This is a genomic window from uncultured Phascolarctobacterium sp., from assembly GCF_958349595.1.
Lineage (GTDB): Bacteria > Bacillota > Negativicutes > Acidaminococcales > Acidaminococcaceae > Phascolarctobacterium.
Genome location: NZ_CATWDQ010000021.1, coordinates 1 through 24,155, shown reverse-complemented (window position 1 = coordinate 24,155; position 24,155 = coordinate 1). Strand labels below are relative to the sequence as shown.

The window sequence follows — 24,155 nt, the reverse complement described above, 5'->3', positions numbered from 1 at the left end:
CATATGAGTCGTTATTCATATAACTTTTTCTGCAAAACCTTTGTGAATTATCTTTCAACCTGACGCAATACTGCTTTATTTAGCGGCTTTTTAAAACTGTCCTGCTTTATTTTTACAATTCTGTCTATTTTACGCAAACCAGTTTTGTTTTATACTATGTCTTGTAGATTTAATTGAAGAAGGTGTTTTTATGCGTAACGACAATATTACCAGGCTGACGCTGGCAGGTATGTTTGCAGCTTTAGCTTTTGTTTGTTTTACTTATTTACGGATCGAGATCCCCATGGGCGGTGGTATGACCGGCAAGATTTACATCGGCCACGCCTTTATCATCCTTGCCGCCTTAGTGCTTGGCGCCAGATACGGAGCGCTTACAGGAGCGGTAGGTCTTTCGTTGGCAGATATTTTAGCCGGCTATACCACCTCGGCGCCGCCGACTTTTTTAGCTAAATTTCTGCTGGGCTTTGCCGTAGTTTTTATTGCCTATAAAGTTTTTGACTTAACGGCAGCAGATGACAAAAAAGCAACTAAAATCGTAACTGTCGCCGCTATCGGCGGCTGCCTGGTCAACGTTATCACTGAACCACTGATCCGCTACGGCTTCAAGTTTTTTATTCTGGGGCTTCCGCATCAGATCGCCTGGCTGTCAGCAATCAACTGTGCTGTTTCCATGGCAGTCAGCGCTGTTCCCTCCGTTATTTTAGCTGTGTTCCTATACAAAGCAGTTCAGCACAGTGTTTTAAAAAACTATAAACTTGTTTAAGCTTGACTATTCACAATATCCCTAAAAACCAAAGGCCTCTGCTTTTAAAAAGCAGAGGCCTTTGGTTTTAATAACCGTTCATCTTTTTTTATTTTTCCGCCCTGTTGATAGCGCAGAGAATGCCTAAAAGTGCCGCTACGTTGATATTGCTGTCGATACCAACACCGAAAATGTGTCCATTGCCCGGCACCTTCAATTCGATATAACAGATACCTTTAGCGTCAGAGCCGCGGGAAATAGCGTGTTCATGATAATTGACGAATTCATACCCCACTACGCCGATAACCGACAACGCCTGGAAGAAGGAGTCGATCGGGCCGTTACCGACACCGACAACATTCTTCAGTTCACCGCAGACATCGATACCGCCCTCAAAACGGGTATGCGTAGTACCATCCAATTCACGCTGCTCGATAAAACGATGCCAGGCCAGTTTATACCTGCCGTCAAATGCAACATATTCACGATTGAACAAATCAACGATCTGTTCTTCCTTCAACTCGTCGCCAAAAGCATCGGAAGCTGCCTTCACGATATTGCCGAACTCAGGATGCATTTCTTTCGGCAACCTGTAACCAACGGCATGCTGCAGCACAAAAGCGGCGCCGCCCTTGCCAGACTGGCTGTTGATACGGATAACGGGTTCGTACTCGCGGCTCAGATCGGCAGGATTGATCGGCAGATACGGAACCTCCCAATACGGCGTATCGCTGTCAGCCATATACTCATAACCCTTGCGGATAGCGTCCTGATGTGAACCGGAAAAAGCGGTAAAGGCCAGCTCACCTGCATACGGCTGCCGCTCAGGCACCTTCATCTTGGTGCAGGCTTCATAAATCTTTTTAATCGTTAAAATATTGGAGAAATCAAGTTCCGGATCAACGCCCTGAGTATACATATTCAAAGCCACCGTCACGATATCCAGGTTACCGGTACGCTCACCGTTGCCAAACAAGGTGCCTTCAATGCGGTCCGCACCGCCCAGTAGGGCCAGTTCAGCCGCTGCAACCCCTGTACCGCGGTCATTATGCGGATGGATGCTGATAATAGCAGCTTCTCTGTTGCGCATCTTCGTGCAGAAATATTCGATCTGATCGGCATATGTATTTGGCGTCGACATCTCGACAGTTGAAGGCAGGTTCAGAATGATCGGATTAGCTTTTGTTGCCCCCAGGGTCTCCATTACCGCCTCGCAGATTTCAATAGCAAAATCGATCTCAGTACCGGTAAAGCTTTCGGGAGAATATTCATAGCGGATATTCATGCCGCTGCTGGCAATCTCTTCCTCAGTCAGCTGGCGGATAAGCTTAGCGCCTTCCACAGCGATCTTGATAATGCCTGGCATATCTTCTTTAAATACTACTTTGCGCTGTAAAGTAGACGTAGAGTTATAAAAATGTACGATCACATTCTTCGCGCCTTTGACTGCTTCAAAAGTTTTTTTGATCAGCTCGGGGCGGGCCTGCACCAGTACCTGGATCGTTACGTCATCGGGAATATGATTGCCTTCGATCAAAGTACGCAAAATCTCATATTCGGTTTCAGACGCTGACGGAAACCCAACTTCGATTTCTTTAAAGCCAATATCGACCAGGGTCTTGAACATCAGCAGCTTTTCTTCCAGCTGCATCGGCGTCACCAAAGCCTGATTACCGTCGCGCAAGTCAACACTGCACCAGATCGGCGCTTTGGTAATGGTTTTATTAGGCCATTGGCGGTTTGGCCACTGGATAGGTTGAAAAGGAATATACTGTTTGCTTGCCTGTTTCATGAATATTTGCCTCCATTCTGTTTATCAAGGCCCACTGGCCTAACTTCGGAAGCGGTAATAAAAAATCCCCGCTCCCTACGATAATGCATAGGGGCGAGGAACTATTCCACGCGGTACCACCCTAATTCAGCTGCCCAGCAGCCCTCGATCAGCCTCCAACAAGGCCCAGGCTCTTAACGCCGCCACACGTCCTGCTCTACATATCGAGCAGACAACTCCGGGATGAGCTATCCATAAAACTTTTGCCATCGACTTGCACCAACCGTCGACTCTCTGAGGCCTGCCAGTTTTATCTTATTCCCTTCACAGTCTTTGAGGTGAAAAATTTTGAATTGTTAAGAGTTATTATACTTACTTGTCAGATACTTGTCAAGAGAAAATATATGGACCTGTAGCGGCTCCCAGGTGAAAATAATTACATAAAGCAAGCAAAAAGCATAATTTTACTGTGGTTTCTAACACTAGTATTCATTTTTACAGCCTGTTTTCACTGATTTTAAGTAAGCTTTTCAATATTTTCTGGAAAAAAGAAAACCCGCACAAATTGTGCGGGTTTTGAACGTTTGTTCCAAATGATTAACGCTTGGAGAACTGGCTTGCTTTACGCGCTTTTTTAAGACCGTATTTACGACGTTCTTTTTCGCGCGGATCGCGAGTCAGGAAGCCAGCTTTTTTCAAAGCCGGACGATATTCAGCGTCAACGTCGAGCAAAGCACGGGCGATACCATGACGGATCGCGCCTGCCTGACCGGAAATGCCGCCGCCAATAACATTTACGAGCACGTCGTATTTGCCTTTGGTTTCGGTGATTTCAAGCGGTTGGTTAACGATGAGTTCCAAAGTTTTCAGACCAAAATAGTTGGTCAGCTCACGGCCGTTAATAACGATTTTACCTTCACCCGGAACCAGGCGAACGCGAGCAACTGAAGATTTGCGACGACCAGTCGCACTATAAGTAACTACTGCCATTTACGTTTCCTCCTCCGGATTATCTTACGTTGATTTCTAAAGCTTCAGGTTTTTGAGCTGCATGCGGGTGTTCAGGACCAGCATATACGTGCAGTTTGGTGTAGATCTGGCTGCCCAGGCGATTTTTAGGAATCATGCCTTTAACTGCGAGTTCTACCATTCTTACCGGGTTCTTAGCGAGCATATCGCCAGCTTTAGTGTAGCTGTCGCCGCCAAGGTAACCGGAATGACGGAAGTAAACTTTTTGCACCAGTTTTTTACCGGTCAAAACTACTTTGTCAGCATTGATGATGATTACATGATCTCCGGTATCCATATGCGGAGTAAAAGTCGGTTTGTGTTTGCCACGAAGGATTTTTGCAACTTCGGCTGCCATGCGGCCAAGAGTTTTATCAGCTGCGTCAACAACGAACCATTTACGTTCGATATTGGACGGATTAGCCATAAAAGATTTCATCCTTATGTCCCTCCCTAAAGTATTTCCTGTTCGATGTAATTTTATCGTTTCTCTCCGGGGCTAGTGGAGATAGGCGTAAAATCACGTATGTATATTGTAACCATCTTGACATTTTTTGTCAAGTAAAATCAGGATTATTTTCTGATTTTTTCAATATCCGCCCGAGTATGCGGCGTATAACCAACATAATCTAAATAAAGACCCTGCGGCGGTGCCGGCGCAGCCTTAAAATGCCGCTTTCCGTCCGCAAACTCGCTTTTAAACGTTTCGATGCTTTTAAGGCCTCTGCCGACTTCTACCAGACTACAGACGATATTGCGCACCATATGATATAAAAAGCCGTCGCCTTCAATGCAGAATTCCAGCCCGCTCTGACCTTGCGGCAGCCATTCCGCACGGTAAACAGTTTTTACGGGCGAGCCTGGCACACTGCCGGCCGAACGGAAAAAAGAAAAATCATACGTTCCCAGCAGATGCTGTGCCGCGGCCTGCATCTGCTCAAGCTGCAGCCGTTCACGCATCTGCCAAGCATAATTGCGCAGAAAAGGGTCATCGTATCTGTTCTGCACGATCCTGTAGCTGTACCGTTTCCAGCAGGCACTGTATCTGGCATGAAAGTCCTCCTTTGCTTCCTCAGCCTGCCAAAGTACGATATCCTTCGGCAGGATGCTGGCACAGGCTTTCAGCAGATTATCCAGAGGAATTGTCCCGCTTGTTGTCAGCGACACGACCTGGCCTCGTGCATGCACACCTGTATCAGTGCGCCCAGAACCGGCTGTAACGATTTTTTCGCCGCAGAGGAAGGAAAGCTTCTCCTCGATCACCTGCTGCACTGTAAGGGCATTAGCCTGCTTCTGAAAGCCATGATAATTGGTACCGTCGTAAGCAAAAGTCAGTTTCAGAGTACGCATAACGCGTTCCCCCAACGAATAAACGCCATCAGGCCGATCAAAATAACCACCGTTGTCAGCGCCGCATAGTCCCGGCCATAATACATCAGCTCATGCATGCGGGTACGGCCTTCCCCGCCCCGGTAACAACGTGCCTCCATTGCCACCGCCAGGTCATCGGCCCGTCTGAACGCACTTATAAAAAGCGGGATCAAAAGCGGCAGCATATTTTTAGCGCGCTGCATCAGGTTGCCGCTGGAAAAATCAGCTCCACGTGCAGTCTGAGCCTTCATGATCCGGTCTGTTTCCTCAAGCAGCGTAGGAATAAAACGTAAGGCAATCGTCATCATCATAGCCAGCTCGTGCGCCGGTACGCCCAAACGTTTAAAAGGCCGCAGCAAAGCTTCGATCCCGTCAGTCAGCACTATCGGAGACGTGGTAAAGGTCAGGATCGACGAGATCAGCAGCAGCAGGATCAGACGCATCGACATTTTCAGGCCCATTTCCAAGCCTTCCTGCGTCACCTTAAAAAACTTCCAGGAAAAAATAATATTTTCACCCTGCCCTGTAAACATATGGATCGCCATTGTCAAAACAATGATGATCCACAGCGGCTTTATTGATTTTAAAACCAGCAGCAGCGGTAAACGCGATAACAGAATGATCAGGAATACAAAGCCCCACAGAATCCCATAGGATACAGCTCCCGCTGCCAAAAAGATCGCTATGATAAAAAATAATGTTACCAGGATCTTTGTTCTTGGGTCTAATCTATGAATCAGAGAATTTCCCGGGTAATATTGTCCAAGCGCAATGTCAGTCAGCATTTATTCCAACCCCTTTGCTGTTTTGATCTGCGCTTCCAGTGCATCCGCAGTCATGGTATCCGCCTGGATTTCCATACCGCGTGCGCGCAGTTCATCACTGAGTTTAAAAAGCTGCGGCACATCCATACTTACCGCCAAAAGTTCTTTCTTATGGTTCTGATAGATCTCCGCTGGCGTTCCGTCCAAAATGACCTTCCCGCCGGAAATTACCAGCAGCCGGTTACTGTAACGGGCTGCTTCTTCCATGCTGTGTGTAACTAAAATCACCGCCATCCGGCGTTTTTTATATAAAGCCATGATCTCTGCAAAAACTGCATCACGCGAACGCGGATCAAGGCCGGCAGACGGTTCGTCCAAAATCAGATAATCAGGATCCATTGCTACGACACCGGCAATCGCCACACGGCGCATCTGTCCGCCGGAAAGCTGAAACGGTGAACGGCTGGCAAAGGTTTCAAAGTCAAGTCCGACAAATTTCATCGCGTCTTGGACCTGCCGCTCAACCTCGTCCTCCTGCATGCCCTTATTGCGCGGGCCGAAAGCAATATCTTCAAAAACAGTTTCCGCAAAAATCTGATGCTCAGGATATTGAAAAACCATGCCTACCTGATGCCTGGCTTTTTTTACAGCTTCTCCTTTGCCGCTGATATCCAGTCCGTCAATAGTTACTTTACCTGCTGACGGCTTTAAAAGACCGTTCAGGTGCTGAACTAAAGTCGATTTTCCACTGCCGGTATGCCCGATCACAGCAACGAACTCACCTTTGTCCACTGTCAGCGAAACACCCTGCAAAGCCTTGCGTTCATACGGTGTTTTAGCCATATATGTAAATTCAACGTTTTCTAATGTTATCGGCATATGCTTTCAGCCAACTCCTCATTTGTAATAATCCCCTGCTGTAAATCCAGTCCGCTTTGCCGCAAATCATCGGCAACTTTCGCCGCCAGGGGAGCTTCCAGTCCTAAAGTATATAATTCACGCACATGGCTGAACACCTCTTTCGGCGTTCCCTGCATTTGGATCTTGCCTTCACCCATCACGATGATCCTGTCAGCCTGCAGCGCTTCTTCCATGTAATGAGTTATATAAACTACCGTAATACCTTTTTCCCGGTTCAATTTTTTGACGGTAGTTACTATTTCTTTGCGGCCCTGAGGATCGAGCATTGCCGTCGGCTCGTCCAAAACAATGCATTTGGGTTCCAATGCCAAAACACCTGCGATCGCCACACGCTGTTTCTGCCCGCCGGAAAGCAGATGCGGCGCATGCCGGGCATAATCGCTCATGCCTACCGCCGCCAGCGCCGCGTCGACTCTGGTTCTTATTTCAGCAGTCGGCACACCGATATTTTCCGGCCCAAAAGCAACGTCTTCCTCAACAATTGCCGCTACGATCTGATTATCAGGATTTTGAAACACCATCCCTACATGCTGGCGAATATTCCAAAGATTTTCTTCTACCGTAGTGTCCATTCCCTCGACCAGACATACACCTTCACTGGGGCGCTGCAGAGCGTTGAAATGACGTGCCAAAGTACTTTTACCACTGCCATTGGCACCGATCACGGCAACAAATTCACCCTGTCTGATTTCTAAATTGATACCATCCAGGGCTTTTATTTCTTTATTTTCACTGTCTGTATAGATATGCGTTAAATTTTTTACTTCAATTATAGTTTGCATGGCAAACCTCCGCTTAATTCAGTACCTTTATATTATATTATTCCAGCCCAGGTACGTCAACCGCCTCCAGCACACTCGGTTAACTTTACAAAAATAAGACCCGGAAAATTTCCGGATCTTATTTTTCAGCTTCTGCATATATTGTTCATCCTTGCATCGTCTGCAGAATGTGCCACCTGTAAAAGTATTATCATGAGAAATGAAAGCAGCCTTTACCAGACTCCTGCCCTTCTATAACAACGCAAATTTATCACTTTCAAAAACAGCCTTCATCTGGCACAGGCAAAAAGGATGTCCCTCGGGGTCAAGCATCACACGCCAGTCTTCAGAAAACTGTTTGGCTGCCATTACTGCTCCGCAGCCGATTGCATGTTGAACTGCCGCTTCTAAATCATTAACGGCAAAATCCAAATGTGCCATCTGCTGCTGAGCTCCTGCTTCTTCAGGCCATACGGGCGGGCGATATTCCGGGTTACGTTGAAAAAGTATTCCCGGATAGGCACCCTGAGCAGTTCCGGGAGCGCCTATACAGGCCCAGTTCTCGTCATAAAAAGGTATTTCCCAGGTAAGCAGTTCCGCATAGAATTTAGCTAAGGCGTAAGGATCTGTGCAATCCACAGTAAATGCATACATTTTGATCTTCAACTCATTGTTTTTCATCTCAAAACCTCCCGCTTTCTGACAAAGTTCTTACTGTTTCCCAGCCTGCATCCAGCTGCGCATCAACCGCACCTCCCGCCAGCCTAAATAGGTGGCCAGAACAGCAGCCGCAAAATCAGCCGTCATACCTGCGTACATAACGCCGTTGATACCCCAGAACAACGGCAGAATGACGATCAGCGGCAGCAGAAAAATAATCTGCCTGGTCAAAGAAAGGATAATGCCTTTAGTCGCTTTGCCAATAGAGGTAAAGAAATTAGAAGAAATAGGCTGGATACAATCTAAAAAGGTGAAAAACAGATAAATGCGGAAATATTCCTCCGCAAACTGATAATAAGCTTCTGAACCTTCGCCGAAAAAACCAATGATCTGCCGCGGGAAAAGCTGAAAACAGGCAAAAGCAATCACAGACACTACTGTACCTATCAGCAATGTCAAACGGTAAGCTTCGATGACGCGCCCGTATTTTTTGGCACCATAGTTAAAGCTGACTATCGGCTGCAAGCCCTGTGACAAGCCAATGATGATCGAGAAATAGATCATATTTACCTTGGTAATGATCCCTGAACAGGCCAAAGGTATCTCGCTGCCATATATCGAATCTGCACCATAATGAGTCAGTGTATTATTCAGTGTTATCTGCACGACCATAATTGCAAATTGATTAAAACAGCTGGCAGCTCCCAATGCCGATATCATTTTGGAACGCTGCCATGTCAACAGCAAATCACTTTTACCAAGAGGCAATGTTTTAAATTTTCGCAGATAGCCTGCTACCATCAGGCCGGAAATAACCTGTCCGATAACAGTAGCAGAGGCTGAGCCGGCAATGCCCCAGCCCATGACAAAGACAAATAACGGATTCAGGATCAGGTTGATAAAAGCGCCGGTCAGCATACAGGTCATTGAATATTTTGGACTGCCGTCAGCACGGACCAGTGTGCTGCCTCCTGTTCCTAAAATCAAAAAGGGGAACCCCAGACAATTGATCCCGGCAAAAATAAGCGCATATTTTAAAACTATATCCGTTGCGCCAAAAGCAATCATCAGCGGTTTTAAAAAAACTAAAACAAATACCGCCAGTGCCACCCCACTGCCTACAAGCAGGGTTATGGAATTACCAATATATTTGGCCGCTTCCTCGCGTTTGCCTGCGCCCATTTTCAAATTGAAATTCGACGCACCGCCAACGCCAAAAAGCAGCCCCAGTGCCGTACAAACAGTAGTCAGCGGCAATGCGACATTAGTCGCCGCATTACCATACATACCTACACTGCGCCCTATAAAAAACTGATCGACAATATTATATAAAGCTCCTACTAACATCGCTATAATGCTGGGCAAAGCAAAGTCATGCAGCAGCCTGACTATTTTTTCGCTGCCCAATGGATTATCTTCATTAACTCTCATAAATTATTCCTCACATATCTATATAATTCTTATATAAATATTATACAACTTTTTTATCCGGTACCGCTAATGCCACTTGTGAATTAACTGTGTCCCATTAAGAATTACGCGCTAACAATAATAAAAAAACCGGGAACAAAAGTTCCCGGTTTTTTATGCTTATTTTAAACAAGCTCGATAATTGCCATTTCAGCAGCGTCACCGCGACGAGGACCTACTCTGTAAATACGAGTAAAGCCGCCTTGTCTTTCTGCATATTTCGGAGCGATTTCATCAAAAAGCTTTCTGGTAGCTTCTTCATCGACGAGAACTGCAAGAACCTGACGACGGGCATGCAAGTCGCCTTGTTTAGCCAAAGTAATCAATTTGGCTACATGGCTGCTGACTTCCTTAGCTTTAGTCACAGTAGTTTCAATTCTCTCGTGTTTGATGAAGGAGCTCAAAATGCTGCGAAACAAAGCTTTACGGTTGCTGGAATTACGGCCCAGTTTTCTGTATGCCATTCGTTTCCGACCCCCTTCTTATTCTTCGTCACTATTGCGTAAAGCCAGTCCCAAATCGGCTAATTTCTTCTTAACCTCATCGAGGGATTTACGACCTAAGTTACGTACTTTCATCATGTCTTCTTCGGTCTTTTGAACCAGTTCATCAACGGTATTGATGCCGGCACGTCTCAAGCAGTTGTTGGAACGTACGGACAAATCAAGATCGTCAATGGAAACGGAACCAGGACCTGCTTGGACAGGTTCTTCGACCGGAGCGGTCTCAGTACTGCCAACTACGGTGACCATACTGCTGGAAGCAGCGGTACCGGTTTGGAACAACTTCAGGTAATCAATCATGATACTGGATGCCATGCTGATTGCTTCATCTGGCTCAACGCTGCCGTCAGTCCAAACTTCTAAAGTCAGCTTGTCATAATTGGTAACATTACCAACACGAGTATCGGTAACGCCAAATTTTACTCTCGTGATCGGAGAATAAATGGAATCCACAGGAATCATACCAATCGGTTGATCCGGGCGTTTGTTCTTATCAGCAGGAACATAGCCCAGCCCCTTGTCGATGGAAATCTCCATATCGAGTTTCGCATCTTTGTCCAAGGTAGCAATATGCAGATCAGGATTCAAAATCTCTACGTCGGCATCAACAAGGATGTCTGCTGCGGTAACTTCTTGCTCGCCGCTGCATTCGATACGTAAAGTTTTCGGTTCATCACTGCTTACTTTAAGGCAAAGAGCCTTGATGTTGAGGATGATATCCGCAACATCTTCTCTTACGCCTGGAATTGTAGAGAATTCATGCAGCACGCCGTCAATTTTAACAGCTGTAACTGCAGCACCGGGCAGGGAAGAAAGCAATACTCTGCGCAGGCTGTTGCCCAGCGTAATACCATAGCCTCTTTCCAACGGTTCCCATACAAATTTGCCGTAGCGGCCGTCATCGCTGATCTCAGCGGTGACCATTTTAGGTTTTTCTATTTCGATCATGCGGAAAGCCTCCTTCTCGTGCGTATTACCACAATACGCCTAATGTTGGGTGGCAGATGTTCAACTAATTATTTAGAGTACAACTCAACAATGAGATGTTCTTCGATAGGAACATCGATTTCCTCACGGGTCGGGAAACGATCAACTTTACCGCTCAAGCCTTGTGCATCGAGAACGAGCCAGGCAGGAGTAGTTTTAGAAGCCAGGGTTTCAGCCATACCTTTGAAGTATTCTTTACCACGGCTGTTTTCCATAACGCTGATAACGTCGCCGGCTTTTACTAAAGCGGAAGCGATATCAAGACGTTTGCCGTTAACAGCGATATGACCATGAGTTACCAGTTGACGAGCTTGGCTGCGGCTATCAGCCAGGCCAAGACGGTAAACTACATTGTCCATTCTTCTTTCCAGAAGAACGAGCAGGTTTTCACCTGTAATACCTTTTTGTTTTTCGGCTTTAACGAAGGTATTATGGAATTGACGTTCTAACATACCGTAAATACGGCGTGCTTTTTGTTTTTCACGTAACTGAATACCGTACTCAGATACTTTTTTGCGTGCTTGACCATGCTGACCAGGAGCATAGGAGCGAACAGCAAAAGCGCATTTGTCGCTGTAGCATCTGTCACCTTTGAGGAACAGTTTTGCGCCTTCGCGACGGCATTGACGGCATACAGCCTCAGTATATCTTGCCATTTAGCGGGTACACCTCCAATAAATTAAACTCTTCTGCGTTTCGGCGGGCGGCAGCCGTTGTGAGGAATCGGAGTAACGTCTTTAATGGAGTTAACTTCGAGACCTGCAGCCTGAAGAGCACGAATAGCTGCTTCACGACCAGCGCCGGGGCCTTTAACGAATACTTCAACTTGTTTCAAGCCATGTTCCATTGCAGCCTTGGTTGCTTCTTCAGCAGCCATTTGAGCAGCAAACGGAGTGCTTTTACGGGAACCGCGGAAGCCTAAGCCGCCTGCAGATGCCCAGCTGAGTACATTGCCGTTTGTATCGGCAATAGTAACGATAGTATTATTGAAAGTGGAACGAATATGAGCTACGCCACTTTCGATATTTTTACTTACTTTCTTTTTGTTGCGAACAACTTTTTTACCAGCCACTCGTTTATCCCTCCCTCACTGATTATTTCTTCTTACCTGCAATAGTACGTTTCGGACCTTTGCGAGTACGAGCATTGTTTTTGGTATTTTGACCACGAACGGGCAAGCCCATACGATGTCTGCGGCCGCGATAGCTACCAATTTCAATCAGGCGTTTTATATTGAGGGATTCCTCACGGCGGAGGTCACCTTCTACTTTATAATCACCATCGATAGTTTCACGAAGTTTTGCAACTTCTTCCTCTGTCAGATCGCGAACGCGGGTATCAGGATTGATACCGGTTTTGCTCAGGATCTCACGAGACAGGGTAAGACCGATGCCATAAATGTACGGCAGTGCGTATTCAATACGTTTGTCTCTAGGTAAATCGACACCAGCAATACGTGCCATTAACGCTGCACCTCCTTCTTAGCCTTGTTTTTGTTTATGTTTCGGGTTTTCGCAAATTACCATTACATGGCCTTTGCGTTTAATGACTTTGCATTTTTCACATATTGGTTTAACAGACGGTCTGACTTTCATATTTTAAACCTCCTCTTGCCTGTCTTTGGTTATTTGAACCGATAAGTAATTCTTCCACGACTTAAATCGTACGGAGTAAGCTCGACAGTAACCCTATCGCCAGGCAAAATTTTGATGAAGTTCATACGTATCTTACCGGATATGTGTGCCAGAATCACATGACCGTTTTCCAATTTAACTTGGAACATGGCGTTCGGTAGGGATTCTAAGATTGTGCCTTCAACTTCAATTACGTCTTGTTTGGACACAGCGTTTTACCTCCTTACTTCAGCGCCCCGAGACTAGCTTTAACATCAGCGTAAACTTTGCCGATTTCCTGCAGGCCATCGATTTCATGATATACGCCTTGTTTTTTGTAGTACTCGATCAACGGTTCCGTTTGCGAATGATATGCCTGCAAACGATTTTTTACAGTTTCTTCTTTATCGTCGTCACGTTGATACAACGCGCCGCCGCATTTATCGCACATACCTTCCACCTTACTGGGATTGTATTCTACATGATATGTAGCGCCGCAGGCCTTGCAGATACGTCTGCCGGTAACCCTGCCTACAAGCTCAGCGTCAGGAACTACGATATTAACCACACCGGTCAATTTAATGCCCAGATCAGTTAAAATGCCGTCGAGGGCAACAGCCTGCTCTTCGGTTCTTGGAAATCCATCCAGGATAAAGCCATTGGCACATTCGGGTTTGGCTAAGCCTTCGCGAACGATACCGATGGTAACGACGTCGGGCACGAGGCCGCCGGCGTCCATGTATCTTTTTGCTTCTTTACCTAATTCTGTACCCTGCTTAACAGCGGCACGGAACATATCACCAGTGGAGATATGCGGAATTTTGTATTCAGCAATGAGTTTTTCTGCTTGAGTGCCTTTGCCGGCACCCGGAGGTCCCATCAAAAGAATAAACATTCTAATCTTCCTCCTATTTCATAAAGCCCTGGTAATGACGCATCAAAACCAAAGACTCTACCTGTTTCATCGTATCCAATGCAACACCGACTACGATCAAAAGGGCCGTACCACCGAAATAGATACCCTCTATACCAGTGATCCAACCAACAACATTCGGCATCAGGGCAATCAATGCAAGAAAGATAGCGCCAGCCAGAGTGATTCTGGACATGATTTTATCCAAGTAATCAGTTGTCGGTTTGCCAGGACGCAGTCCGGGAATAAAACCGCCATATTTTTTGATATTATCCGACATTTCAGCTATATTCACGCTTACAGCGGTATAGAAGTAAGTGAAGAATAAGATCATCAATACATACAAAGTAGTTTGAAGAGGAGTACCCCATGCAAACCAGCCTGCAACAGTTTTTACCCAGGGAATGTCTACAAACTGGCCAATCGTAACCGGAAACATCAGCACGGAGGATGCAAAGATGATCGGAATTACGCCTGCCTGGTTGACCTTTAAAGGAATGTAGCTGGTGTGACCACCATACATTTTACGGCCAACAACACGTTTTGCATATTGAACCGGGATTTTGCGAATACCTTGAGAGATCGCTACAACAAAGACAATCATCGCCAAAGCAATCACCGCGAACAAAATCACGTTCAGAATGTTAACCGTGCCGGCTTGCAGATATTGGAAAATAACATGCATTCCATCAGGAAGTCTGGAAACGATACCAGCGAAGATGATCAGTGAGATACCGTTGCCGATACCTTTAGAAGTGATCTGTTCACCGATCCACATCAAAAATACCGTACCAGCAGTTAAACTGATCGCAATCAACAGAATCGACATGATCCCGGGGTTATTGATTGCCGATCTCAGACCGTAAGCCATACCTAAAGCCTGGATAAAACCAAGCAGAACTGTACCGCCGCGGGTCAGCTGAGTAACCTTTTTCTGGCCTTCCACACCTTCTTTAGACCATTGCTCCAAAGTAGGAACAACGACCTTTAATAATTGAAGGATAATGGACGCATTGATATATGGAGTAATACTCATAGCAAAAATTGAGAATTTGCTCAAGGCGCCGCCGGAGAACATATCAAGCAGGCCAAACAAATTACCGCTTTGGAAGAGCTGCTCGATCATGGCTACGTTAACGCCAGGAACAGGGATATGTGTTCCAGCCCGAAAAACGATGAACATGGCGAGAGTAAATACAACTTTTTGCCTGAGTTCCGTAATTCTGAAAATATTAGCGAGGGCTGCGAACACTTAGATCACCTCTACTTTTCCGCCGGCAGCAATAATCTTTTCTTCAGCAGATTTGCTGAAGCCCATAGCTTGAACTGTGAGTTTTTTAGTAAGCTCACCGTTGCCGAGGATACGAACACCATCACGAATGTTTTTGATCATGCCGTGTTCGATCAGCATTACGGGTTCAACTACTGTACCGTCTTCAAAGCAATTGAGACTACCAACATTGATTTCGACATAATTCATGCCAAATCTATTATAGAATCCACGTTTAGGCAAACGCAGATACAAAGGCTTTTGACCACCTTCAAAACCAGGACGCTTTACACCGCCGGAGCGGGATTTCTGTCCTTTTTGACCTTTGCCAGATGTTTTACCAAGTCCGGAACCGAGACCACGGCCAACGCGAACGGAGGCTCTTTTAGATCCCGGAGCGGGAGATAATTCATGCAAATTCATCTGTAGCACACCTCCTTGTTTTAAGCTTCAACTTTTTCAACTTTCACAAGATGTTCAACTTTGTGAATCATACCGCGAATAGTCGGGGTGTCGTTTTTAACAACAGTAGAATTGATTTTTCCTAAGCCCAGAGCCTTTACGGTTGCGCGTTGATCCTGCGGGTAACCGATCAAGCTACGGGTCAGCGTGATTTTAACTTGTTCCATCATGCTACCTCCTTAGCCAAGTAATTCTTGTACGGTTTTTCCGCGCAGAGCTGCAACAGCTTCAGCACTTTTCAGGGATTTCAAACCTTCCAAAGTTGCACGAACAACATTGTTAGGGTTATTAGAACCTTGACATTTGGTCAAGATATCACGTACGCCTGCCAATTCAAGTACGGCACGAACAGGGCCGCCAGCGATAACGCCGGTACCTTCTGCTGCCGGTTTCAAGAACACGCGGCCTGCGCCGAACACACCAATGATTTCATGAGGAATGGAAGTACCAACCATAGGAACAGTAATCATGTTCTTTCTGGCATCTTCAACGCCTTTACGGATAGCTTCCGGAACTTCGGCAGCTTTACCAAGGCCCATACCTACATGACCGTTTTCGTCACCAACTACAACGAGTGCGGAGAAGGAGAAACGACGTCCGCCTTTAACAACCTTTGCAACGCGGTTGATGAATACGACTTTCTCTTTTAAGTCGCTTTCTTGTTTTTCGAAATTCGCCACTTTTATTCCTCCTTCTATTAGAATTGCAGTCCAGCTTCACGAGCCGCGTCTGCCAAAGCAGCTACGCGACCGGTGTACAGGTAACCGCCACGATCAAATACAACTTCCTTAATGCCTTTAGCCATAGCTTTTTCAGCAATAGCTTTGCCAACTGCTTTAGCAGCTTCAATGTTGCCGCCGTAGTTAGCCTTCAAGTCTTTCTCAACAGTGCTGGCAGCAACAATCGTTTCGCCTGTCACATCGTTAATCACTTGTGCATAAATATTGGACAAGGAACGATATACATTCAAACGAGGTTTTTCTGCCGTACCGATAATATATTGACGAGAACGGAGATGACGTTTTTGACGTTTCTCATTTTTATCAACTCTGTTAAGCAAGAGTTTCACTCCCTTCTTTTAGAAATTACTTCTTGCCTTTAGCGCCAGCTTTACCCATCTTACGGCGTACATATTCGCCTTCATAACGAATACCTTTGCCTTTATAGGGTTCAGGGGGACGCAGAGTGCGGATTTCAGCTGCAACTGCGCCGACTTTTTCTTTGTCTGCGCCGCTGACAACGATTTTGTTAGGAGCAGGAACTTCAAAAGTAATACCTGCAGGCGGCTCTTTTACTACCGGATGCGAGAACCCGAGAGTAAAATTGATGTTATTGCCTTGTTTAGCGGCACGATAACCGACACCGGCAATTTCCAAAGATTTGCTGAAACCGGTGGTTACACCGACAACCATGTTGTTGATCAGGGTACGGGAGAGACCGTGCATAGAACGATGAGTTTTTTCATCACTCGGACGTTCAACAGTCAGTACGCCGTTTTCCAGAGTCAATTTCATATCTTTATTGATTTGGCGAGATAATTCGCCTTTAGGACCTTTTACGGTAACCAGATTATTTTCAATAGTAACTGTAACGTTAGCGGGTACAGTAATTGGTTGTTTACCAATTCTAGACACTTATGAGCACCTCCTATCTTTCAAGTATTACCAGACGTATGCCAGCACTTCTCCACCAAGACCAGCCTTACGGGCAGCTTTATCGGTCATCAGACCTTGAGAAGTGGAAATCACTGCGATACCGAGGCCGCCAAGGACTCTGGGCAGCTGATCTTTTTGAGAGTATACTCTCAAGCCGGGCTTAGAAATACGTTTGATGCCGGAAATAACTTTTTCCTTATTAGCACCGTATTTCAGGCTGACGCGGATAACATTTTGTTTGCTATCGGCAAGTACTTCAAAATCTTTAATGAAACCTTCAGCTTTCAAAATCTCAGCAATAGCTACTTTGATTTTGGAGCCGGGGATTTCAACTTTATCGTGATGAACCGAGTTTGCGTTACGAATACGGGTAAGCATATCGGCAATCGGGTCAGTCATTACCATACTTAAATACCCTCCTTCCTAATTTGCTGTTTTACCAGCTAGCTTTGGTTACTCCCGGAATAGCGCCTTGGTAGCTGTATTCACGGAAGCAGATACGGCAGAGACCGAATTTACGCATATAGCCATGTGGTCTGCCGCAAACCTTGCAGCGATTATAACGGCGAACTTCAAATTTCGGCTCATTTTTCCATTTTTCAATCAGGGCTTTTTTAGCCAAGGTATTCCCTCCTCACTTATGCGCTGAACGGCATTCCGAGGAGTCTGAGTAATTCTCTGGCTTCCTCGTCAGTCTTAGCGGTAGTAACAATGATGATATCCATTCCACGGACTTTATCGATCTTATCATATTCAATTTCCGGGAAAATCAATTGTTCTTTCATGCCCAATGCGTAGTTGCCACGACCGTCAAAAGCAGTGGGGTTTACGCCGCGAAAATCGCGTACGCGCGGAAGAGCAATGTTCATCAACTTATCAAGGAAGTAATACATGCGGTCACCGCGCAGGGTAACTTTGGTACCGATCGGCATCCCTTGACGCAATTTAAAAGCTGCAATGGATTTTTTAGCTTTAGTAATGACCGGTCTTTGACCAGCGATCAAAGTCAGATCTGCAACAGCAGAATCTAATGCTTTGCTGTTAGCTACAGCTTCACCGATACCCATATTGATGACAACTTTTTCGATTTTAGGGATTTCCATAATGTTTTTATAGTTGAATTTATCCATCATGCCTTTAACAGCTTCGGACAAATACTTTTCTTGCAATCTTGTTTTTGCCATTCAAAATTTCCTCCTTTCCCGGAATCTTATTTATCGATTACTTCGCCGCATTTTTTGCAAGTTCTTACGAAGCTGCCGGAAACTGCGGTCTTTTTAATACGAGTAGCTTTTTTACAAGCCGGGCATACTAACATTACTTTGGAAGAAGCAATAGCAGCTTCTTTGGTAATGATGCCGCCTTGGGGATTAGCCTGAGACGGTTTTGTATGGCGTTTTACTTTATTTACGCCTTCAACGACTACTTTAGCCTTTTTAGGCAGAGCTTCAATGATCTTGCCTTCTTTGCCTTTATCTTTGCCGGACAAAACCAAAACGGTATCGCCTTTTTTTACATGCATTTTGATTGCTGCAGTCATTTCAGGAACACCTCCTTATGTGCATTATCAGATTTCTTACAGCACTTCCGGTGCCAGAGAAATGATTTTCATGAAATCTTTATCGCGAAGTTCACGAGCAACAGGCCCGAAAATACGGGTGCCGCGCGGGCTCTTATCGTCTTTAATTACAACTGCTGCGTTTTCGTCGAAGCGGATATAAGAACCGTCAGGACGACGAACGCCCTTTGCAGAACGAACAACAACTGCTTTTACTACGTCACCTTTTTTTACAACGCCACCGGGTGATGCATCTTTAACAGCGCATACGATCACGTCACCAATGTTAGCATATTTACGGTAAGAACCGCCCAATACGCGAATGCACATAACTTTCTTAGCGCCAGTATTGTCACCAACATTAAGAATGGTTTGTTGTTGTATCATGGTTTTCCCTCCCTTGCCAATTTATCTGATCGACAATATCTTATTTTGCACGCTCTAAAATTTCAATAACACGCCAGCATTTATCTTTGGAAAGCGGACGAGTTTGCATAATTTGAACTACGTCGCCAATATGCGCTTCGTTATTTTCATCATGAGCTTTGAATTTGATAGTATGTTTTACACCTTTTTTGTAAAGCGGATGTTGAACAAAACGCTCAATAGCAACTACAACAGTTTTCTGCATTTTGTCGCTGACAACTTTACCGATACGGGTAACACGTGCGTTTCTTTCTTCGGTCACGACTGTTTCCTCCTTCTTCATACTTCAAACACACTCAGGCATTTAACTCGCGTTGACGCTGAATGGTCTTGATACGGGCAATAGACTTTTTGACTTCGCGAATTTTCATCGGATTCTCACATTGTCCGGTTGCCATTTGAAAACGCAGGTTGAAAAGTTCTTCTTTCAAACCAGCCAATTTGCTGTCCAACTCGGAAGCAGACATTTCACGAATTTCTGTTGTTTTCATTAAGCTTCACCACCCTTTTCTTGTGCGGCAGCTTCGGCTTCTTGCTGTGCGCGGGTCACAAATTTACATTTGATAGGTAATTTGTGGCTAGCAAGACGCATAGCTTCTTTAGCGATCTCTTCGCTAACTCCGTTCATTTCGAACATAACGCGACCGGGTTTAACTACTGCTACCCAATATTCAGGGGAACCTTTACCACTACCCATACGAGTTTCAGCAGGTTTTGCAGTGATCGGTTTGTCCGGGAAAATTTGAATCCATACTTGACCGCCACGTTTGATATAACGTGTCATCGCGATACGAGCTGCTTCGATCTGACGATTGGTGATCCATGCGGGTTCCAATGCTACCAGGCCATACTCGCCATGAGCGATTTTGTTACCGCGCATTGCACGACCAGTCATACGGCCTCTATGTTGTTTACGATGTTTAACTCTCTTCGGTAATAACATTAGTTTATGCCTCCTTAACCGGAGCAGCTTGCGCTACTTCTTTGCTTTCAGGAAGGACTTCACCTTTGTAGATCCATACTTTTACGCCGATGCGGCCATAAGTAGTATGAGCTTCTGCTGTGCCATAATCAATATCAGCACGCAGAGTGTGCAGAGGAATGCTGCCTTCACGATAGCTTTCGCTGCGAGCGATTTCAGCACCGCCCAGACGACCGCCAACCTGAACTTTAATACCTTTAGCGCCCATGCGCATGGTACGGCCAACACACTGTTTCATTGCACGGCGGAAAGCGATACGGCGTTCCAGCTGAGATGCAATGTTCTCTGCAACCAAAGTTGCGTCCATATCCGGGGTTTTTACCTCAACGATATTGATATCAATTACGCTGTCGGTCATTTTTTTCAAGTCGTTTTTCAGCAATTCAATATTGCTGCCCTGACGACCGATTACCATACCAGGTTTAGCAGTATGGATAGAGATGCGGGCTCTATTCGAAGCGCGTTCGATTTCTACTTTAGAGATGCCGGACAAGAACAGTTTTTCTTTAATGAATTCACGAATTTTAATATCTTCTAATAAGAATTTCTCATAGTCTTTGTCAGCATACCATTTGGAATCCCAATCTTTGATAATACCTACGCGGAGACCATGCGGATTAACTTTTTGACCCACTATCTTTTCCCTCCTTTTTCCGGGATATTATTTTTCTTTAACAGCAACGGTTACGTGGCTAGAACGTTTCAAGATTTTGAACGCCTGTCCACGGGAACGCGGATGGATTCTTTTCATGGTCGGACCTTGATCTACAAAGCAGGAAGATACGATCAGATTATCCACATTCATATCATTGTTATGTTCAGCATTTGCAACTGCACTGCGCAATACTTTTTCAATAACCTCAGAACCAACCTTAGGGGTATGTTTGAGGATCGCGAATGCTTCACCCACAGATTTGCCGCGGATAAGATCAATCACGATACGCAGTTTGCGCGGCGCGATGCGAACATATCTTGCAATAGCTTTTGCTTCCATGTTATTGTGCCCCCTTTCCCCTTATTTTAAAGATGTACTCTTATCGGCATGGCCTTTGTAAGTACGTGTAGGAGCAAATTCTCCTAGTTTGTGGCCTACCATATCTTCAGTGATAAATACAGGCACATGTTTACGTCCATCATGAACAGCAATAGTATGGCCCAAGAAATCCGGAAGAATAGTGGAGCTGCGAGACCATGTTTTTACGACTTTTTTATCGTTAGAAGCGTTGAGCGCTTCAATCTTCTTTTGAAGACTTGCATGGACATACGGTCCTTTTTTGATTGATCTGGACACTAGGTTAGCCTCCTTTCTCTATCCTTGTAATTATTTCGTTCTACGTTTTACGATTAATTTGCTAGAAGCTTTTTTCTCTTTGCGAGTACGAGTACCAAATGCACATTTACCCCAAGGAGTAACAGGACGTTTACGACCAACAGGAGAATGACCTTCACCACCACCATGCGGATGGTCGTTCGGATTCATTACAACACCGCGGTTAGCCGGACGAATACCGAGCCAACGGGAACGGCCTGCTTTACCAATGCAGATGTTTTCAGCGTCGATATTACCAACCTGACCGATAGTTGCGCGGCAGTTGATATGTACTTTGCGGATCTCACCGGAAGGGAGACGGAGCAGAGCATAATCGCCTTCTTTAGCCATCAGCTGAGCGGAAGTACCAGCACTGCGAACCATTTGGCCGCCTTTACCGATTTTGAGCTCAACATTGTGGACCGTAGTACCAAGCGGCATGTTTTTCAAAGGCAGGCAGTTGCCGATTTTAATATCAGCTTCAGGACCGCTTTCGATAACATCGCCAACTTTAAGGTCTAAAGGAGCGAGGATATAACGTTTTTCGCCGTCAGCATAATTTACTAAAGCGATACGTGCATTACGGTTAGGATCATATTCAACGGTAGCAACGCGAGCCGGAACACCGTCTTTATTGCGTTTGAAATCGATGATACGATATTGTCTTTTATTACCGCCGCCCTGATGACGAACAGTCATTTTACCGGTATTGTTACGGCCTGCGTGTTTTTGCAGCTTTTCAACCAGCGGACGGTAAGGCTTATCAGTTGTAATCTCTTCGAAGGTTGACACTGTAATGAAGCGTCTCGAAGGAGAATACGGATTAAAGCTTTTAATAGCCATTTAATTTGCCTCCTTATTACGTCAAATTACATTCCTTCGAAAATGGGAATCGTATTGCCTTCAGCAAGCTTCACGATTGCTTTCTTATAATCGGAACGTTTGCCAACGTATTTGCCCATGCGTTTGGTTTTGCCAAATACGCGGACAGTATTTACGCTTAACACTTTAACTTTGAAAATTTGTTCAACTGCCTGACGGATTTCCACTTTGTTAGCAGTCAAAGGAACTTGGAAAGTATATTTGTTGTCTTGAAGCATTACGGAAGTTTTTTCAGTAATGATCGGACGGAGTAAAATATCGCGAGGGTTAGCAGCCATTATGCGAGCACCTCCTCAATTTTAGCTACAGCGTCTTTTGCCAAGAACACTTTATTGTTGTGAAGCAGATCGAAGCAGTTCAGGCAACCGTTGGAAAGTGCAGTGACTTTCGGGATGTTGCGGGAAGACAGCTCAACGTTCTCATTGGCACCGTCAGTAATGAGCAAAGCTTTTTTATCAGCAGCGTCAAAAGCAGACAGCATCGTCACAACATTTTTAGTTTTAGGAGCATCAAAGCTCAAGCCCTCAACAATAACCAGTTCACCGGCAGCAACTTTTGCGGACAATGCGCAACGGATTGCTAAACGACGAGCCTTGCGGGGCATTTTTTTCGCATAACTGCGAGGTTGGGGACCAAAAGTGGTACCGCCACCTACCCAAATCGGAGAACGGGTAGAACCGCTGCGAGCGCGGCCGGTGCCTTTTTGTCTCCACGGTTTGCGACCGCCGCCGCGAACCATACCGCGGGTTTTGGTAGCAGAAGTGCCTTGACGTTCAGCAGCCTGTTGCATAACAATTGCTTGATGTACAACAGCTTCATTAAATTCAACGCCAAACACGAGATCATTCAATTCTATTTCTTCACCGGTAGCTTGACCGGCGATGTTATATACTGATAACTTCGGCATTAGAAGCATCCTCCTTTCTTTCGCTTACGCTCTTATTTATTAGGTTTTACTGTTTCTTTAATTACAACAAAAGAACCAGCGGCACCAGGAATGGAGCCTTTAACCAAAATAAGATTACGTTCAACATCAACTTTAGCAACAGTCAAACGTTGAACAGTTACTTGTGCATTACCCATACGGCCAGGCAATTTTTTGCCTTTGATTACTCTACCGCCAGGACCGGAATGCATAGGACCCATGGAACCGGGCTCACGATGGGATTTGGAACCGTGCTTCATAGGACCACGAGCGAAATTGTGGCGCTTAATAGTGCCTGCAAAGCCTTTACCGCGGGAAATACCGGTTGCATCAATCAGTTCCCCGGCAGCAAAAATGTCAGCAGTGATTTGTTGGCCGACTGTATATTCAGAAGGAGCAGACAACCGCAATTCTTTGACAAATTTAACCGGAGTTACGCCGGCTTTGTCAAAATGGCCTTTCATCGGTTTGGTCATATGTTTTTCTTTAACTTCGCCAAAACCAAGTTGAACAGCATTATAACCGTCTGTTTCTTCGGTTTTATTTTGAACGACAACGCAAGGTCCTGCTTCTACAACAGTAACAGGGATCAGTCTGCCGTCAGCTTCAAAAATTTGGGTCATACCAATTTTCTTGCCTAAGATTCCTTTAGCCATTATTGCACCTCCTCCTTACAGTTTAATCTCGATATCTACGCCGGCAGGAAGGTCAAGACGCATCAAAGCATCAACAGTCTTCGCAGTCGGTTCCAGAATGTCTACAAGTCTTTTGTGGGTACGCATCTCGAATTGTTCACGAGAATCCTTGTTTACATGAGGAGAACGCAGAATCGTATAGATATTTTTTTCAGTAGGAAGCGGAATAGGACCGGAAACTTGAGCACCGGTACGTTTCGCAGTTTCTACAATTTTTGCAGCACTTTGATCAAGCGCTTTGTGATCATACGCTTTTAAGCGTATTCTGATTTTCTGTGATTTTGACATTAAAATTTTTCCTCCTAATCGCCACGTTTCTAAGAACGGACATACTCCGTGAAAATCTCCCTGTCTAGCAGGCAAGCAACCTCTCACATCATCGCAGGGCCATGCAAATAAACATAAGTAAATGAGGGGCTTTTATTAGCCCCTCATTCGGGATCTAATTAAAGATTATTCGTTGATAGCAGCAACAACGCCAGCGCCAACAGTACGGCCGCCTTCGCG

At 45.4% G+C, this 24,155-nt stretch carries 40 protein-coding genes and 1 other annotated feature; of the genes, 1 reads left to right on the top strand and 39 read right to left on the bottom strand.

From position 1 onward, the window contains the following. Positions 1-190: 190 nt before the first annotated feature. On the top strand, positions 191-763 hold the full coding sequence (locus Q4G98_RS11340; protein WP_298564238.1) for an ECF transporter S component: 573 nt from the start codon (positions 191-193) through the stop codon (positions 761-763). An 88-nt stretch (positions 764-851) separates the two neighbouring features. Here the strand turns inward: Q4G98_RS11340 and leuA are convergent, their stop codons facing one another. The 39 genes from leuA to rpsJ form a co-directional block, all read right to left on the bottom strand. Further along, entirely contained in the window at positions 852-2,534 is a 1,683-nt protein-coding gene (gene leuA / locus Q4G98_RS11335) for a 2-isopropylmalate synthase (RefSeq protein ID WP_293546527.1), read from the bottom strand. A gap of 86 nt (positions 2,535-2,620) precedes the next feature. Further along, positions 2,621-2,850 (bottom strand) — a binding site (T-box leader). Positions 2,851-3,110: 260 nt separating this feature from the next. Then, positions 3,111-3,503: a 30S ribosomal protein S9 gene (gene rpsI, locus Q4G98_RS11330; protein WP_021718934.1), complete on the bottom strand. Its 393-nt coding sequence runs from the start codon at positions 3,501-3,503 to the stop codon at positions 3,111-3,113. Between the two features lie 19 nt (positions 3,504-3,522). Further along, positions 3,523-3,960, bottom strand: a complete 438-nt coding sequence (gene rplM, locus Q4G98_RS11325) for a 50S ribosomal protein L13 (RefSeq protein ID WP_177559545.1) — start codon at positions 3,958-3,960, stop codon at positions 3,523-3,525. A 134-nt stretch (positions 3,961-4,094) separates the two neighbouring features. Further along, complete coding sequence (gene truA / locus Q4G98_RS11320; RefSeq protein ID WP_298564248.1) at positions 4,095-4,871, bottom strand: tRNA pseudouridine(38-40) synthase TruA; 777 nt, start codon at positions 4,869-4,871, stop codon at positions 4,095-4,097. Continuing rightward, positions 4,859-5,677 (bottom strand): energy-coupling factor transporter transmembrane protein EcfT, encoded by an 819-nt coding sequence (locus tag Q4G98_RS11315; protein ID WP_298564250.1) that lies wholly within the window; start codon positions 5,675-5,677, stop codon positions 4,859-4,861. Before Q4G98_RS11315 ends, truA begins: the two co-directional genes overlap by 13 nt. Further along, a complete protein-coding gene (locus Q4G98_RS11310) occupies positions 5,678-6,535 on the bottom strand; it encodes an energy-coupling factor transporter ATPase (RefSeq protein ID WP_298564252.1) in 858 nt (285 codons plus the stop codon). Beyond that, complete coding sequence (locus tag Q4G98_RS11305) at positions 6,526-7,359, bottom strand: energy-coupling factor transporter ATPase (RefSeq protein ID WP_298564254.1); 834 nt, start codon at positions 7,357-7,359, stop codon at positions 6,526-6,528. Before Q4G98_RS11305 ends, Q4G98_RS11310 begins: the two co-directional genes overlap by 10 nt. Before the next feature lie 231 nt (positions 7,360-7,590). Next, positions 7,591-8,019 (bottom strand): VOC family protein, encoded by a 429-nt coding sequence (locus tag Q4G98_RS11300; protein ID WP_298564256.1) that lies wholly within the window; start codon positions 8,017-8,019, stop codon positions 7,591-7,593. 30 nt (positions 8,020-8,049) lie between these two features. Then, positions 8,050-9,429, bottom strand: coding sequence for an MATE family efflux transporter (locus Q4G98_RS11295; protein ID WP_298564257.1), 1,380 nt, complete (start codon positions 9,427-9,429; stop codon positions 8,050-8,052). Positions 9,430-9,593: 164 nt separating this feature from the next. After that, entirely contained in the window at positions 9,594-9,932 is a 339-nt protein-coding gene (gene rplQ / locus Q4G98_RS11290; RefSeq protein WP_021718942.1) for a 50S ribosomal protein L17, read from the bottom strand. An 18-nt stretch (positions 9,933-9,950) separates the two neighbouring features. Continuing rightward, positions 9,951-10,919 (bottom strand): DNA-directed RNA polymerase subunit alpha, encoded by a 969-nt coding sequence (locus tag Q4G98_RS11285; RefSeq protein ID WP_177559525.1) that lies wholly within the window; start codon positions 10,917-10,919, stop codon positions 9,951-9,953. Between the two features lie 68 nt (positions 10,920-10,987). Next, on the bottom strand, positions 10,988-11,614 hold the full coding sequence (gene rpsD, locus Q4G98_RS11280; protein WP_177559522.1) for a 30S ribosomal protein S4: 627 nt from the start codon (positions 11,612-11,614) through the stop codon (positions 10,988-10,990). A gap of 23 nt (positions 11,615-11,637) precedes the next feature. Then, positions 11,638-12,030 (bottom strand): 30S ribosomal protein S11, encoded by a 393-nt coding sequence (gene rpsK, locus Q4G98_RS11275; RefSeq protein WP_298564258.1) that lies wholly within the window; start codon positions 12,028-12,030, stop codon positions 11,638-11,640. 22 nt (positions 12,031-12,052) lie between these two features. Beyond that, positions 12,053-12,421, bottom strand: a complete 369-nt coding sequence (gene rpsM, locus Q4G98_RS11270) for a 30S ribosomal protein S13 (RefSeq protein ID WP_021718946.1) — start codon at positions 12,419-12,421, stop codon at positions 12,053-12,055. An 18-nt stretch (positions 12,422-12,439) separates the two neighbouring features. After that, a complete protein-coding gene (gene rpmJ, locus Q4G98_RS11265; protein WP_004092858.1) occupies positions 12,440-12,553 on the bottom strand; it encodes a 50S ribosomal protein L36 in 114 nt (37 codons plus the stop codon). 29 nt (positions 12,554-12,582) lie between these two features. Further along, positions 12,583-12,801, bottom strand: a complete 219-nt coding sequence (gene infA, locus Q4G98_RS11260; protein WP_021718947.1) for a translation initiation factor IF-1 — start codon at positions 12,799-12,801, stop codon at positions 12,583-12,585. Between the two features lie 14 nt (positions 12,802-12,815). Next, positions 12,816-13,466 carry an adenylate kinase gene (locus Q4G98_RS11255; RefSeq protein WP_177559516.1) on the bottom strand — a complete coding sequence of 217 codons (651 nt, stop codon included), beginning with the start codon at positions 13,464-13,466 and terminating at the stop codon, positions 12,816-12,818. 13 nt (positions 13,467-13,479) lie between these two features. Beyond that, on the bottom strand, positions 13,480-14,736 hold the full coding sequence (gene secY / locus Q4G98_RS11250) for a preprotein translocase subunit SecY (RefSeq protein WP_113077251.1): 1,257 nt from the start codon (positions 14,734-14,736) through the stop codon (positions 13,480-13,482). Beyond that, a complete protein-coding gene (gene rplO, locus Q4G98_RS11245) occupies positions 14,737-15,177 on the bottom strand; it encodes a 50S ribosomal protein L15 (protein ID WP_021718950.1) in 441 nt (146 codons plus the stop codon). A 20-nt stretch (positions 15,178-15,197) separates the two neighbouring features. Further along, positions 15,198-15,383, bottom strand: a complete 186-nt coding sequence (gene rpmD / locus Q4G98_RS11240) for a 50S ribosomal protein L30 (protein WP_021718951.1) — start codon at positions 15,381-15,383, stop codon at positions 15,198-15,200. A 12-nt stretch (positions 15,384-15,395) separates the two neighbouring features. Then, positions 15,396-15,896 (bottom strand): 30S ribosomal protein S5, encoded by a 501-nt coding sequence (gene rpsE, locus Q4G98_RS11235; RefSeq protein ID WP_177559513.1) that lies wholly within the window; start codon positions 15,894-15,896, stop codon positions 15,396-15,398. A 17-nt stretch (positions 15,897-15,913) separates the two neighbouring features. Further along, positions 15,914-16,276: a 50S ribosomal protein L18 gene (gene rplR / locus Q4G98_RS11230; RefSeq protein WP_177559510.1), complete on the bottom strand. Its 363-nt coding sequence runs from the start codon at positions 16,274-16,276 to the stop codon at positions 15,914-15,916. 25 nt (positions 16,277-16,301) lie between these two features. Then, the gene (gene rplF, locus Q4G98_RS11225; RefSeq protein WP_021718954.1) at positions 16,302-16,850 is read right to left on the bottom strand and encodes a 50S ribosomal protein L6; all 549 of its coding nucleotides are present in this window, start codon (positions 16,848-16,850) and stop codon (positions 16,302-16,304) included. Positions 16,851-16,877: 27 nt separating this feature from the next. Beyond that, positions 16,878-17,276, bottom strand: a complete 399-nt coding sequence (gene rpsH / locus Q4G98_RS11220) for a 30S ribosomal protein S8 (RefSeq protein WP_177559508.1) — start codon at positions 17,274-17,276, stop codon at positions 16,878-16,880. A gap of 31 nt (positions 17,277-17,307) precedes the next feature. Beyond that, positions 17,308-17,493 carry a type Z 30S ribosomal protein S14 gene (locus Q4G98_RS11215; RefSeq protein WP_044492131.1) on the bottom strand — a complete coding sequence of 62 codons (186 nt, stop codon included), beginning with the start codon at positions 17,491-17,493 and terminating at the stop codon, positions 17,308-17,310. Positions 17,494-17,509: 16 nt separating this feature from the next. Next, entirely contained in the window at positions 17,510-18,055 is a 546-nt protein-coding gene (rplE, locus tag Q4G98_RS11210; RefSeq protein WP_177559505.1) for a 50S ribosomal protein L5, read from the bottom strand. 26 nt (positions 18,056-18,081) lie between these two features. Continuing rightward, entirely contained in the window at positions 18,082-18,411 is a 330-nt protein-coding gene (gene rplX, locus Q4G98_RS11205; protein ID WP_021718957.1) for a 50S ribosomal protein L24, read from the bottom strand. 36 nt (positions 18,412-18,447) lie between these two features. Next, entirely contained in the window at positions 18,448-18,816 is a 369-nt protein-coding gene (gene rplN, locus Q4G98_RS11200) for a 50S ribosomal protein L14 (RefSeq protein ID WP_021718958.1), read from the bottom strand. Between the two features lie 40 nt (positions 18,817-18,856). Next, positions 18,857-19,117, bottom strand: a complete 261-nt coding sequence (gene rpsQ / locus Q4G98_RS11195; RefSeq protein WP_021718959.1) for a 30S ribosomal protein S17 — start codon at positions 19,115-19,117, stop codon at positions 18,857-18,859. A gap of 34 nt (positions 19,118-19,151) precedes the next feature. Then, complete coding sequence (gene rpmC / locus Q4G98_RS11190) at positions 19,152-19,346, bottom strand: 50S ribosomal protein L29 (protein ID WP_021718960.1); 195 nt, start codon at positions 19,344-19,346, stop codon at positions 19,152-19,154. Next, positions 19,346-19,798, bottom strand: a complete 453-nt coding sequence (gene rplP / locus Q4G98_RS11185) for a 50S ribosomal protein L16 (RefSeq protein WP_021718961.1) — start codon at positions 19,796-19,798, stop codon at positions 19,346-19,348. The genes rpmC and rplP overlap by 1 nt, the downstream gene beginning before the upstream one ends. 4 nt (positions 19,799-19,802) lie before the next feature. Then, positions 19,803-20,471, bottom strand: a complete 669-nt coding sequence (gene rpsC / locus Q4G98_RS11180; RefSeq protein ID WP_021718962.1) for a 30S ribosomal protein S3 — start codon at positions 20,469-20,471, stop codon at positions 19,803-19,805. Between the two features lie 27 nt (positions 20,472-20,498). Then, entirely contained in the window at positions 20,499-20,831 is a 333-nt protein-coding gene (gene rplV, locus Q4G98_RS11175) for a 50S ribosomal protein L22 (protein ID WP_177559502.1), read from the bottom strand. Positions 20,832-20,852: 21 nt separating this feature from the next. Next, positions 20,853-21,128 (bottom strand): 30S ribosomal protein S19, encoded by a 276-nt coding sequence (gene rpsS / locus Q4G98_RS11170; RefSeq protein WP_021718964.1) that lies wholly within the window; start codon positions 21,126-21,128, stop codon positions 20,853-20,855. Between the two features lie 30 nt (positions 21,129-21,158). Beyond that, positions 21,159-21,989 (bottom strand): 50S ribosomal protein L2, encoded by an 831-nt coding sequence (rplB, locus tag Q4G98_RS11165; protein ID WP_177559499.1) that lies wholly within the window; start codon positions 21,987-21,989, stop codon positions 21,159-21,161. 26 nt (positions 21,990-22,015) lie between these two features. Then, the gene (gene rplW / locus Q4G98_RS11160) at positions 22,016-22,306 is read right to left on the bottom strand and encodes a 50S ribosomal protein L23 (protein ID WP_177559496.1); all 291 of its coding nucleotides are present in this window, start codon (positions 22,304-22,306) and stop codon (positions 22,016-22,018) included. Next, complete coding sequence (rplD, locus tag Q4G98_RS11155; RefSeq protein WP_177559493.1) at positions 22,306-22,935, bottom strand: 50S ribosomal protein L4; 630 nt, start codon at positions 22,933-22,935, stop codon at positions 22,306-22,308. Before rplD ends, rplW begins: the two co-directional genes overlap by 1 nt. A gap of 32 nt (positions 22,936-22,967) precedes the next feature. Further along, positions 22,968-23,609, bottom strand: coding sequence for a 50S ribosomal protein L3 (gene rplC / locus Q4G98_RS11150; protein ID WP_293546485.1), 642 nt, complete (start codon positions 23,607-23,609; stop codon positions 22,968-22,970). A 15-nt stretch (positions 23,610-23,624) separates the two neighbouring features. Next, complete coding sequence (gene rpsJ / locus Q4G98_RS11145) at positions 23,625-23,936, bottom strand: 30S ribosomal protein S10 (RefSeq protein WP_021718969.1); 312 nt, start codon at positions 23,934-23,936, stop codon at positions 23,625-23,627. Between the last annotated feature and the right edge of the window lie 219 nt (positions 23,937-24,155).